This window comes from Halioxenophilus aromaticivorans (assembly GCF_042850945.1).
In the GTDB taxonomy this organism is placed as follows: Bacteria; Pseudomonadota; Gammaproteobacteria; order Pseudomonadales; family Cellvibrionaceae; genus Halioxenophilus; species Halioxenophilus aromaticivorans.
Window position 1 is genome coordinate 3,109,027 of the sequence record NZ_AP031496.1, and the last position, 12,295, is coordinate 3,121,321.

11 protein-coding genes are annotated in these 12,295 nt (G+C 49.1%); 10 read left to right on the top strand and 1 reads right to left on the bottom strand.

Annotation, left to right across the window (positions count from 1 at the left end; all coding sequences use genetic code 11):
* The first annotated feature begins 5 nt into the window (after window positions 1-5).
* Together ACGHM3_RS13555 and ACGHM3_RS13560 are read left to right on the top strand one after the other, a co-directional pair.
* On the top strand, window positions 6-1,010 hold the full coding sequence (locus ACGHM3_RS13555) for an alcohol dehydrogenase catalytic domain-containing protein (RefSeq protein ID WP_345415565.1): 1,005 nt from the start codon (window positions 6-8) through the stop codon (window positions 1,008-1,010).
* A gap of 478 nt (window positions 1,011-1,488) precedes the next feature.
* Window positions 1,489-2,316, top strand: coding sequence for a TauD/TfdA family dioxygenase (locus ACGHM3_RS13560; protein ID WP_345415562.1), 828 nt, complete (start codon window positions 1,489-1,491; stop codon window positions 2,314-2,316).
* Window positions 2,317-2,605: 289 nt separating this feature from the next.
* Here the strand turns inward: ACGHM3_RS13560 and ACGHM3_RS13565 are convergent, their stop codons facing one another.
* The gene (locus ACGHM3_RS13565) at window positions 2,606-3,352 is read right to left on the bottom strand and encodes a GntR family transcriptional regulator (protein WP_345415559.1); all 747 of its coding nucleotides are present in this window, start codon (window positions 3,350-3,352) and stop codon (window positions 2,606-2,608) included.
* A 353-nt stretch (window positions 3,353-3,705) separates the two neighbouring features.
* Here ACGHM3_RS13565 and ACGHM3_RS13570 point away from each other — a divergent pair, with 353 nt between their 5' ends.
* The 8 genes from ACGHM3_RS13570 (at window position 3,706) to ACGHM3_RS13605 (ending at window position 12,272) form a co-directional block, all read left to right on the top strand.
* Window positions 3,706-5,085, top strand: a complete 1,380-nt coding sequence (locus ACGHM3_RS13570) for an aromatic ring-hydroxylating dioxygenase subunit alpha (RefSeq protein ID WP_345415554.1) — start codon at window positions 3,706-3,708, stop codon at window positions 5,083-5,085.
* 124 nt (window positions 5,086-5,209) lie between these two features.
* Window positions 5,210-6,355: a CoA transferase gene (locus ACGHM3_RS13575; protein WP_345415551.1), complete on the top strand. Its 1,146-nt coding sequence runs from the start codon at window positions 5,210-5,212 to the stop codon at window positions 6,353-6,355.
* Window positions 6,356-6,418: 63 nt separating this feature from the next.
* A complete protein-coding gene (locus ACGHM3_RS13580) occupies window positions 6,419-7,585 on the top strand; it encodes an acyl-CoA dehydrogenase family protein (protein ID WP_345415549.1) in 1,167 nt (388 codons plus the stop codon).
* Between the two features lie 53 nt (window positions 7,586-7,638).
* Window positions 7,639-8,532 carry a CoA ester lyase gene (locus ACGHM3_RS13585; protein ID WP_345415546.1) on the top strand — a complete coding sequence of 298 codons (894 nt, stop codon included), beginning with the start codon at window positions 7,639-7,641 and terminating at the stop codon, window positions 8,530-8,532.
* Window positions 8,529-9,800, top strand: coding sequence for an acetyl-CoA hydrolase/transferase C-terminal domain-containing protein (locus ACGHM3_RS13590; protein WP_345415543.1), 1,272 nt, complete (start codon window positions 8,529-8,531; stop codon window positions 9,798-9,800). Before ACGHM3_RS13585 ends, ACGHM3_RS13590 begins: the two co-directional genes overlap by 4 nt.
* A gap of 58 nt (window positions 9,801-9,858) precedes the next feature.
* The gene (locus ACGHM3_RS13595) at window positions 9,859-10,626 is read left to right on the top strand and encodes an enoyl-CoA hydratase-related protein (RefSeq protein ID WP_345415540.1); all 768 of its coding nucleotides are present in this window, start codon (window positions 9,859-9,861) and stop codon (window positions 10,624-10,626) included.
* Between the two features lie 168 nt (window positions 10,627-10,794).
* The gene (locus ACGHM3_RS13600) at window positions 10,795-11,565 is read left to right on the top strand and encodes an enoyl-CoA hydratase-related protein (protein ID WP_345415537.1); all 771 of its coding nucleotides are present in this window, start codon (window positions 10,795-10,797) and stop codon (window positions 11,563-11,565) included.
* 47 nt (window positions 11,566-11,612) lie between these two features.
* Complete coding sequence (locus ACGHM3_RS13605; RefSeq protein WP_345415534.1) at window positions 11,613-12,272, top strand: carboxymuconolactone decarboxylase family protein; 660 nt, start codon at window positions 11,613-11,615, stop codon at window positions 12,270-12,272.
* The last annotated feature ends 23 nt before the right edge of the window (window positions 12,273-12,295 follow it).

The window sequence follows — 12,295 nt, forward strand, 5'->3', positions numbered from 1 at the left end:
AAGTAATGAAGGCAGCCAACTACCCTGGCGACGGTGAACCGTTAGAAATCATCAATAAGCCAGACCCAAGCCCCAAGCCCGATGAAGTCGTCATCGAAGTACACCGCTGTGGTATTTGCGGCACCGACTTACATATGACGGAAGGCCATCATTGGCAATTCCCTGCTGGCTGCACCCCAGGGCATGAATACGCTGGTCGGGTAGTCGCTAAGGGAAGCCAAGTGCGGCACCTTTCCGAGGGCGATTTAATAACCGCACTGCCTTCAACCGGATGCGGTAACTGCGATGCCTGCGCAACCGGCAACCTGGCATTGTGCCATAACGCACCAGGATTGATGGGAGGCTTCGCACAGTACATTAGTGTTCCGGAAGCGGTCTCGACAAAGCTACCGAGTACATTGACTGCAGCCGATGGCGCACTGGTAGAGCCGTTCGCCGTTGGACTCTATGGCTTACAGCAAGCCCAGATAAAGCCTGGCGCCAAGGTCCTGGTACTCGGCGCTGGTTCCGTTGCACTTTGCGCAATATTTTGGGCTAAACAACTTGGCGCTTCTGTTGTGGCCATGTCACGCTCCAGCCGCCGTGAGGAACTAGCCTTGGCCATGGGGGCCGACGCCCTGATTAACTTTGGCGACCAACAGCAAGACCAAATTCAAAAATTACTGGGGGGCGCGCCAGATATTGTTGTTGAATGCATAGGTCGCCCTGGCTTTATTGGTCAAGGTATAGCAATGGTTAAACCTATGGGCAAGGTAGTATCCATGGGGTTTTGTACCGCTCCAGATCAATTTACACCGGCCATGGCTGGCTTTAAGGGCGTGTCGTTGTTATTTCCGGTTGGCTACACACTGGCCAACTTTCAACATTGTGTAGATGTACTCAGTGGCACTGACTTTGACCCCAAAATAATCATTACCAACACCGTTGGTTTGGAGCAACTGCCATCGATGATGGAAAAACTTAGGGGCAGTAATCAAGAAACCAAAGTGCATATTAACCCAATGGTTTAGAACACTCAGAGCGGATTATGCGCGGAGAGGTTACCCCGGAAATGTCCATACAAATTGAGGCGCCTTAACTGATGGCAACAGGGGTGATTGTCGCTATGTTTAGCAGATAAGCGTTAAACCTGCAGGCTCAGCCAGATTTTAGCACTACCTTATAAAATACCGAGTTTATCGCCCTGTTCAGCACTTTCTTAAAAGCTGTTAAATTTGTCTGAAAATAATTACCACTATTCAACACTTTTCATTTTTATGACCAAGAAATCGACGAGACAATAGCCCCACTTACCGCTAGAATTAATCCACATTGAAGCGCTAATAAAAAAGAAAACCCAGGCTTCATTTGGTTTTAGTCAAACCTATAAGCGTAACATTGCGATATTGTTTTTCTACTTATTGCCTAATAACAACAATAAGAGAAACTTACAGCCAAGTGGCATGCACATAACCCGCTAGCCCCCTTGCCGATCAGGAGTAGCAAATAATGAATTTAAAATACGAAGAAATAAAACCAAAAATTGGCGCGCGCATACTTAATACCAAAGAAGAGTTATTAAAAGGCGATCTGGCCGATGGTATCCGAGAGCTATTAGAACAACGCGGTGTCGTAGTCTTCCCCACTATAAACTTTACCGACGAAGAACAAGTAGCGTTTACCAAAACCCTAGGCAACTTTGCAGCCGAAGGCGGTAACCATGAAAGCGTCCATAAGATTAGTCTTGATACCACACAAACCGCATCAGCAGAGTATCTTAAAGGCTCAATGTTCTGGCATATCGATGGCACCATGAACGATGTGCCAATCCTAGCCTCCCTTTTAGGCGCTAAAGTGCTGTCCAAAGAAGGTGGCAACACGGAATTTTGTAACACCTATGCCGCTTACGAAGATCTAAGCGCGGATGAGAAAGCTGAATACGACCAACTAACCGTACTGCATGGCGTTTGGCCTTCGCTACTGTACTACGAGCCAGAGCCTAACGTACAAAAACTCCAAGCCATGATGGCCATTGGCGAAAACGAACTACCGCTAGTTTGGAAACACAAATCAGGCCGCAAATCCTTGGTACTAGGTTGCACCGCAGGCAGTGTTGTAGATAAAAGCCACAAAGATAGCACTGAGCTACTGGTGAAATTACGCACCTGGGCTACTCAGCCGGAATTCGTCTATTCACACAAGTGGACCATTGGTGATCTGGTAATGTGGGACAACACCGGTACTATGCACCGAGCCACTAAATACGACCCAGCCAGCGGACGCCTGCTAGTACGCACAAAACTGGAAGGCGAAGAGCCTATCCAAGCCACCGCCTAGCGAAACTCGAGAGGCCCACTATTGGGGCCTCTCTTTGCTTGCCTTACGGCTTTGGGATCACCGAGCTATCGACTTTTTTAGACCTTTCTAACGCCCCATTCTTTCAATTACCGCGTTAATAGCGTCACGATGAAGCCAGCAAAAGCTTCGATACCCTGCCGCCGCACAATATAGATTCAGCCGTATTAACCAACCTATCCTCAGCTTACGCCGTTAACGAGCCAGTAATAGTAGTGCAGAACTTTAGGGCTCGAAATTGAGCCCTAATTGGCAGTGTGAATTGAACAAATTAAATCCAACTCTCCACTTGACGCATAGTCATGCAATGCTTAAAACGAGAGCCAGGATGGGTGTTAATAGTAACTTGAGCAATACTATTATCACTGCCAATATAGCTCCGCTGAACCTCCAACGCTGCTGACGCGGTAGCAACGCCCAACTTATCAGCCAAGGTCGGCTGGAGTATTGTGGCAGAAATCTCCTGCTGAACCTCTCGTACTTTTATCCCAAACATATCCTCAATCAAAGGGAAAATAGGGCCTTCGTGGCGCTGTAGCAAACGGCCCACCGATGCGTAATCGCGGTTAACGAAATACTCTGCCAAGCAAAACGGCGTGGCTGAGTTTTCCTTCATACGATAGCCTAGAATCTCTAACCATTCGGACCCCACCTGCAATCCTGTGCGAGCATGCAGTTTATTGTTAACGGTTACCATGCGAATACTAGAGACTTCAAACTTAGTTGCGGCAGCAAACTCTAAAAGGTCATTGATTGACATAACCTGCCGCATACCCGAGCGTGAACTCTGGGGAGGAATCACCGAGGTACCGGCGCCACGCCGAGACGCCACCAACCCATCATCGCGCAAAATTCTAAGTGCTTCGCGCACGGTATAGCGACTCACTGAAAATCGTTCACAGAGAGCCTCTTCTGTGGGTAACAGTGTACCAACAGGATATACACCAGCCACAATTTCTTCTTTAAGCGTACGCGCAACCTGTACGTACAGTGGCACATTGGTTTTTTCTTTTAACACAGTAAACCTCCAGAAATCGGCAATTTGTTTAATAGTTATTATTGAGACCATGCCCATAACTCAACGACTGAGTAACGACAGTAAACCAAACAAGAAAAACCGCCTTTTTTGTCCGTACCTATTTTTATAAAACTTCAAATAAGCGGCTATTTAAAATAATATACCAACATCACAGCGCAGGCTATATGACTGGACTTTTAATTGTGAATATCACGATTATTTTAAACCCAATTAAACATTAAATTGATTTTTGGTTAATAAAATAAAGTGAAGTGATTGGCTGAATTTAAAACATCGGCCGCTTAGTAAAGCCGAGCCGGCAGAAACACATCATAATAAAATCGAGGTCTCCAATGAGTAACAACAAACCAGATGACGCTCTTTCAGAAGCCGCCATTTATTCGGTAGATGCTTATATTTCTGAAGACTACGCACGGGCTGAAAGAGACAAGCTGTGGCGTAAGGTTTGGCTCCAAGCCGGACGTGTAGAAGACCTCGAGCAGGTAGGAAGCTATATCACCTACGAAATTTTAGACGACTCAGTGCTCATCGTACGCACTGCTCCAGATACATTAAAAGCCTATCACAATGTTTGCCCTCACCGCGGCAGACGGTTAGTAGATGTACCGGAAGGAGAACGAAACGGCTCAGGTTATATGCGCAAGTTAGTGTGCGGCTATCATGGCTGGCAATTTGACCTAGACGGCAAAAATAACCACATACCGTTTCGAGAAGACTGGGGGGATTCATTAACTGAGGCATGCACCAGTTTAAAACCCGTAAATATGGATACTTGGTCCGGTTTCATATTTATAAACTTGGACCCAAATTGCCAACCTCTCAAAGACTACTTGGAACCGGCCGCAAGTATGCTCGAGCCCTTCCAGCTGCAGAACATGCGCTGCCGCTGGCGGAAATGGGGTGTATTCGACTGTAACTGGAAAGTCGCCATGCAGGCTTTTAACGAAACCTACCATGTGCAAACCACACACCCAGAATTTAATCAGTACGGTTCCTTTCGTGGCTGGGCCCGTGCTCAGGGTGAATTACACAGTAATATCGGATACGACACGCCCAAAAACATGGATGGCAACCAAGCCGCCAAACTGCGTGTCGGCGAAGCCGCCGACCCCAGAATTTCCACTGCTGAAATGCAGGTCTACACCTGGGAAAAAGCCAATACAAACACAACAGAAACCTTAGTCAACGCAGCCAAACGGCTGAAAGACGAATTACCAGAAGGCACACCGGCCACAGCAGTATTGCAACACTGGCTGAAATCAGCACGTGCAGACGATGCCGCCCGTGGTGTTCACTGGCCCGAGGTAGACCCCAAAATTGTTGGCGAAAGCGGTACGGCTTGGCAGCTGTTTCCAAACTTCCAGATCGGACACGCGGTAAACAACATGCTGACCTATCAAGCACGCCCTCACGGCTATGACCCAGATAAGTGTGTTTTCGAAGCCGCTGTTTACGAGCTTTACCCAGAAGGTGAAGAGCCAAAACCAGCCTGGAAATTCTGCCCTCCTACAGAAGAAGACTGGTGTTATGTGTTATCTCAGGACTTCGGCAATATGGCTGCAGTGCAACAAGGTATGAAATCCGCAGGATTCCATGGCCCCAAACCGAACCCCTATATGGAGCGCACCACAGCAATCATGCACAAGAACCTAGCCAAGTTTATGGGCGAAGGTGCGCCCATTAAGCTGAATGGCGATAACAAGCCAGAGTAGTCAACAACGCTACTCTTTTGCCGACTATCGAAATACTACGTTTGGTAGTCGCGCAGAAATTTGAATAAGAGAATTGGCAACACACAAATAGAATAAATTAAAACGTTGGGATGGAGACTAAAGCGTGGAGAAAACCGGGCCTTTAAAGGGCATCAGAGTAGTTGATTTAACCGCCATGGTAATGGGGCCCTACAGCACGCAAATTATGGCGGATATGGGCGCAGATGTTATCAAGATCGAGCCACCCAACGGTGACCAAACACGTTACGTCTCAACAGGCAGAGATCCGGGCTTATGTGGAGTTTTCATTAACGTTAACCGTGGTAAACGTAGCGTCGTTCTAGACCTGACCACCGAGCATGGCAAAACAGCCCTCACCGAGTTGATTAAAACCGCGGATGTCTTCATCCATTCTATGCGTGCCAAAGCCGTTGCTAAATTGGGGTTTTGTTACGACAGGGTTAAAGCCATTAAATCTGATATTGTGTATACCAATTGTTATGGCTACGGCCGCGCCGGGCCCTACGCGGACCGACCCGCCTACGACGACACAATACAAGCCGAATGCGCCTTAAATGCAGCACAATTCGAGCTCACTGGCGAGGCCAATTTCGTCGGCACCATTATGGCCGATAAAGTAGCCGGGCTGACTGTACTCTACGCCACCGTAATGGCTTTGTTCCACCGTTGCCAAACCGGCGAAGGCCAGGAGGTTGAGGTGGGCATGTTTGAAACCATGGCCGCGTTTATGTTAGCCGAACACGCCGACAAAGCGATTTTTGATCCGCCCCTTGGTGGAGCTTATTACCACCGCGCCGTGGCTAAAAACAGACGCCCTTACAAAACCAAAGACGGGCACATTGCCGCTTTGGTTTATAACGATAAACACTGGGCGCTGTTTACGCAGGCTGTTAAGCCAAACTGGGCAACCCCGGAATTAGCCAAGCTGGCTGACCGGGCTAAACGAATCAACGAAGTTTACGGTTTACTAGCAGAAACCTTCTTAGAACGCTCCACCGCCCAATGGCTCGATCTACTGACTGAACTCGGCATCCCCGCATCACCTTTGCGAAGCGCAGACGACTTATTCGAGGATGAGCACCTTAAAAGCATAGGCTTTTTCGAAAATATTGAGACACCCTCCGGTAAAATTCGATTCCCTGGAGTGCCTACAAATTTTTCTCAAACACCCGGTAAAGTACACGGCCCCGCACCGGCACTAGGCGAAAACACCGACGAAATTCTAGCTGAGCTAAACCTAAATTTTTAATACCCCTATTGACCCATGATGACGAGCGCTCGTTTCAACACTGCGAGCCAAAAGGAGCCCACTGTGGAGCACAATCTCACTCAAGACCAACGCGATATTCGAGAAGCGGTACTCAAGCACTGCTCCCAGTTTTCTGATGATTATTGGCTAGAACTGGACCGCAAAGGTGAGTTTCCATTCGAATTCCACCTTTCAATGGCCCAGGCTGGCTGGCTTGGTATTGCCATGCCTGAATCCGTTGGTGGAGCAAACCTTGGTATCACGGAAGCCGCTTTGATGATGCAGGCGGTAGCAGAATCCGGTGGCGGTATGACCGCTGCATCTAGCATCCATGGGCCTGTGTTCAGTCTTGAGCCCATCGATCACTTTGGTACCGATGAGCAAAAACAAAGAATGATTCCACCCATTCTGAGCGGCGAGCAGAAAATGTGTTTTGCGGTTACCGAGCCAAACGTCGGTTTAGACACCACCAAATTAAAGACTCGAGCGGTAGGCGAGCCGGGGGGCTATCGTGTCACCGGTGAAAAAATTTGGATAACCAATGCGCACGTCGCCGACAAAATGATGCTGTTGGCCCGCACCACGCCGCTAGAAGAATGCCGCCGTAAAACCGAAGGCTTATCGTTGTTTTTCACGGATATTGATCGCAGCAAAGTAGAACACCAAATTATTCCCAAAATGGGCCGCCATGCCGTTGGCTCAAATATGCTGTTTATCAACGATTTATGGATTCCTGAAGCAGACCGCATCGGTGCTGAAGGCGATGGTTTTAAGATCATTTTACAGGGCCTAAACCCGGAGCGAATATTACTGGGTGCAGAGGCCATTGGCCTTGGCCGTATCGCTATTAAAAAGGCCGCGCAATACGCCAAAGAACGAGTGGTATTCGACCGCCCTATTGGCATGAACCAAGGCATCCAACACCCATTGGCTAAGTGTTGGGCCCAGGTAGAAGCGGCTAACTTAATGGTTCTTCAGGCAGCTCAACTGTTCGACTCCGGCGTTGACTGCGGTGTTCAAGCCAATGCTGGCAAATACCTGGCCGCCGAAGCCGGCTTCGAAGCTTGTCACACCGCCATGTTGACCTTGGGTGGAATGGGTTATGCCCAAGAATACCACGTGGAGCGTTACCTTAGAGAAGTTCTTATCCCAAGGACAGCACCAGTTAGCCCGCATATGATTTTGAATTTCCTAGCTGAGAAAGTTTTAGATCTACCTAAATCGTATTAATTGCCGCGGGTTTCTCGGTTTTACACACCAGCGACAAGATAGGAGTAAATTGCATGACCGTAAAAAACAAAAGCTTTAGTGCTCGATCTTGGCTATTTGCGCCCGGCGACAGCGAAAAGAAAATGCAAAAAGCCACCGATGGCTCGGCCGATATTGTGATCTTTGATTTAGAAGACGCCGTTGCCGAGGAGCGCAAAACCGAAGCGCGCTCCCTGGTTGCTAGGTTTTTGGATAAACAATCAGTGGCTGCAAAAGAACGCCTGTGGGTGCGAGTAAATCCACTTGATGGCGAGCATACTCTAACAGACTTGGTAGCAGTAATGCCCAGCAACCCCGGCGGCATCATGTTGCCCAAAACCTATGACGTTAAAGACGTTGAGCTTTTAGATCACTACCTAACGGCATTAGAGGCCGCCTACGACATAGAGCAAGGCAGCACCAAAGTCATTGTGCTGGTAACAGAAACCGCCAACGGGATGTTCACCACCGGTAGCTATCGCGGCGCACCCCGTGTGGTGGCAATGACCTGGGGAGCCGAAGACTTAGCAGATGCCGTTGGCGCCAGTGTAAATACCAATAACGACGGTAGCTATGGGTTTACTTACGAGCTCGCCAGAAGCCTTTGTTTACTCGGCGCTAGTGCTGCGGACGTGGCGCCAATAGAAACCATACAAGGTGATTTTAGGGATCTAGACAAACTTCGCCTGCGAGCCGAAAAGGTTCGGCGCGATGGCTACCGAGGCATGCTGGCCATCCATCCGGCCCAGGTTGAAGTGATCAACGCCGCATTTACGCCCACCGCCGAAGAATTGGCCGAGGCTCAGGAGATCGTGGACCTATTTGCCGCTAACCCTGGTGCAGGAACCATTGGCTTTAAAGGCGCAATGGTTGATCGCCCACACCTAGCCCGCGCCCAGGCACTACTAGCCCTGGCTGAAAAATTATGATCAATCTATTCAACGTAAGTCAGCTGGATTTAAGCGCTTATCTAAAACCCGGCGATAGCATCATCATGGGCCAAGCCTGCGGTGAACCTACTACGTTAGTCCAAGCGCTGATCGAACAAGGCTCAAACATTGGCGATCTCAAAGCGTTTATCGCAACAAGTTTTTCGGGTTTATTTCAACCACACAGCGCCGACAGTTTTAGACTAACCAGTATGGGGGCCATAGGCGCTTTACGTAGTATGACCAAAGCCAACCTGATGGACGTGATTCCCATACACGTCAGCCAGGTTGCTCCGGCCATCCAGAATAACTTACTGCCTTGTGACGTGGCTTTTGTTCAAGTTAGCCGGCCCAACGCCGACGGCCAATTCAGTTGTGGCCTAATCAGCGATTATGTAAAAGCAGCGGTAACAAAGGCGCGAGTCGTCATCGCCGAAATTAATCACAATGTACCCTTTACCGTTGGCGAAGCGCTTACCGCTGACGACATCGACATTGGCGTAGAAACCGAGCAAAATCCGGTAACCGTAGCAGCAGCCAAAATAACCGAACTAGACCAAGCCATAGCCAAAAATTGCGCGGCCTACATCACCGACGGTTGTGTGATACAAACCGGCGTTGGCGCCGTCCCCGATGCCATTCTACGCTTGCTGGGAGACCGTAAAGATCTTGGCGTACATTCAGGCATGCTGGGAGATGGTTTGGTCGAGCTAATCGAGCAAGGTGTTATCACCAATGCGCGCAAGAAAATAGACCCAGGCGTTACCATTAATGGCGCGCTTATTGGTAGCCAAAAGCTCTATGATTTCGCCAATGAGAACACGTCGGTGAGAATGTGTGCTACGGATTACACGCACAACGCTGCTGTTTTAGACCAACTGGATCAACTGGTAACGCTAAATTCGGCGCTGGAGGTGGACCTTACTGGGCAAGTAAACGCCGAACAAAGCGGCTCCGCCTATCTAGGTGGCACCGGAGGCCAGGTGGATTTTGTAAGGGCTGGCGCTCGTTCGCGCGGAGGCTGTTCCATTATTGCCTTACCTTCTACAGCTAAACGCGGCGAACTGAGCCGTATTTGTCTCGCTCTAAGCGGCCCGGTTACCAGTGCTCGCACGGAAGTGGATATTATCGTTACCGAATACGGCGCCGCAGAATTAAAAGGCCAAAGCCTGGCTGAACGCGCCAAACGCCTGGTTGCCATCGCTCACCCGGACTTTCAAGAGCAGCTCAGTAAAGAAGCTCACGCCATAGCGAAACGTGGCTTCTAAAAAACAGTTGCATGCAAAGGCTCACGCTTTTACCAATCTATAGACCAAGGAAAACGCCGTGTCAGAGGCAGTAAAATACCAACGCCATAACAGTGGCATTGCCATTATCACCATCGACCGACCGGAAACACGCAATTGCTTAAGCCAAGAAGTACGCGACGGGTTAAGACAGGCATGGCAGCAATTCGAAAATGACGACGAAGTGCGAGTTGGTATTTTAACCGGCAGTGGCAGCAAAGCATTTTGTGCCGGCGGCGACCTTAAAGCCATGGTTGACTCCGGCATGAAGGTGCCGCCCCGTGATTTCTTTCCTTTGCCCTACGACACCATAGAACTGACCAAGCCCACTATTGCCGCGGTCAATGGCGTTGCGTTTGCCGGCGGATGGATGATTGCGCAAGCCTGTGATCTTTGCGTCGCAAGTAACACCGCAAAATTTGCCGTAACCGAGGTTAAGGTGGGCCGCAGCTCGCCTTGGGCATCGCCGTTAATTCATATGATTCCACAACGAATCATGATGGAAATTTTGTTAACGGGTAAGCCCATCACCGCCGCTAGAGCTTACGAAATAGGTTTAGTTAATCGACTATGTGAACCGGAAGATTTACTGGATACAGCGATTGCCCTTGCCGAGGAAATACTGGAAGGCGCACCGCTTTCAGTAGCAGCGGCGAGAGAAACCGTTATGCTTGCCACAGAAATGGGGCGTTCGGCTGCATTGCAGGCAGCCAGGCATGCCTCAGTAGAATGTTACAATAGCGAAGATGCACAAGAAGGACCCCGGGCGTTTTCTGAAAAGCGCAAACCGCAGTGGCAAGGCAAGTAAAACGAAAACTTTTTCTACAGTTGGCACGTTAAAGCTGCTATCTTAATTGTCTGGACTGGTGGCGCCAAAAAGATAGTGAATTAAAACAACAAATGCCCCAATATCGTTTAAAAATAGGCAAAAAAAACCAAACAATCAATTAACTTTTGTTGAACAGATGGGGTGGCTATGAGCGAGTCAGTAACGTTAACAATCGACGGGCATATAGCCACATTAACCTTTGCCAACCCGCCTCTAAATTTTGCCACTATCCGCCTCGTTAAATTGATAGCGGATAACCTCGAGGAAATCGACAACAATAGCCACATCAGAGTGGTGGTATTAAAGTCTGCCGGCGACATTTTCTGCGCCGGCGCTGATTTACAATCTGAAAATGGCTTTGGCGCCAAGGGCGACGACCCTTTACGTGAGCTATACGACCAAGCCCTTCGTATTTACGCGGCTAAAAAACCCATCATCGCCCAGGTACGAGGCGCCGCCATCGGCGCAGGGCTTGGGCTTGCGCTCACCGCAGATTTTAGAATAGCCACGCCCAAAGCCAGATTCTCTGCGAATTTCGCAAAACTGGGGTTTCATCCCGGATTTGGCTTGACCTACACCGTACCGAAGCTTGTTGGTGAGCAACGGGCGGCAGAAATGTTTCTCACCGCAGAGCGTTACAAGCCGGATTTATTACAACAATGGGGAATGGTCAATCGTGTAACCTCAGAAGATTCAATCGAGGACGAAACAGACGCTTTCGCCCAGAAAATTGCTAGCAACGCCCCGCTATCACTACTCTCCACGCGAGAAACACTGCGTATGGGAATGCTAGAACACGTTACGCAGGCTATTGTTCGAGAACACTCGGTTCAAATCGAATTATTTAAAACTAAAGATTTTGCCGAGGGCGTCCAGTCTGTAAATGAGCGCAGGCCAGGATCCTTTACCGGACAGTAACATCTACCAATAACTACAAATAATAAAACCAATGGCCGGAGTCGTATATGAGTGCCAAAAATAACAAGCACGATAAAACCACGCAAACAAGCGAAACCAGTAAAATTCCTATCGTACAGCCCGAGAACTGGCAAGGCGAGGCTCTAGAGGGGCTCAACGCATTTCCCAAAGCGACCAACTTTGTGCTCACTCAACACCGCAGCGGTAGCGGTGATAATCGCGGTTTAAATTTACTTGGGGCATTAGCGCACTACCCTACTTTTGCCAAAGCCTTTTTAACGTTTAATAATCATGTCGCATCGAACGAGTCGCTATCTGTAAAAGAACGCGAATTGATTATTCTACGCACCGCATGGTTGAGAAAAAGTGAGTACGAATACGTACAGCACGTCGTGCTTGCCCAGAGAGTTGGCATTGGTCCCACTGAATTTAACGCCATTCAGGGCGGCGACTACCGAGCAGCGTTTGACGATAAAGAGTCCTTACTACTTACCGCGGTAGACGAAATGGTGGCTGAAACACGAATATCAAGAGCCACTTACCAAAAATTAGCCGAGCACTATTCAGTACACCAGATCATGGACATCGTTGGCTGCTACGCCTGCTACGAGACCATAGCGGTGTTGTGCAATAGCTTCGACATCCCCATAGACCCTGGAGTCGAGGGTTTAGACCAAGAAACCCTAGCTCGTCTACATGGATCGTAATCAGCTTTGCCAAAAGGCAGGCA

What these genes read in the sequence shown, in the direction of transcription:
- ACGHM3_RS13555 (WP_345415565.1), top strand. Translation starts at nt 6, where the DNA reads ATGAAGGCAGCCAACTACCCTGGCGACGGTGAACCGTTAGAAATCATC.
- ACGHM3_RS13560 (WP_345415562.1), top strand. Translation starts at nt 1,489, where the DNA reads ATGAATTTAAAATACGAAGAAATAAAACCAAAAATTGGCGCGCGCATA.
- ACGHM3_RS13570 (WP_345415554.1), top strand. Translation starts at nt 3,706, where the DNA reads ATGAGTAACAACAAACCAGATGACGCTCTTTCAGAAGCCGCCATTTAT.
- ACGHM3_RS13585 (WP_345415546.1), top strand. Translation starts at nt 7,639, where the DNA reads ATGACCGTAAAAAACAAAAGCTTTAGTGCTCGATCTTGGCTATTTGCG.
- ACGHM3_RS13590 (WP_345415543.1), top strand. Translation starts at nt 8,529, where the DNA reads ATGATCAATCTATTCAACGTAAGTCAGCTGGATTTAAGCGCTTATCTA.
- ACGHM3_RS13600 (WP_345415537.1), top strand. Translation starts at nt 10,795, where the DNA reads ATGAGCGAGTCAGTAACGTTAACAATCGACGGGCATATAGCCACATTA.
- ACGHM3_RS13605 (WP_345415534.1), top strand. Translation starts at nt 11,613, where the DNA reads ATGAGTGCCAAAAATAACAAGCACGATAAAACCACGCAAACAAGCGAA.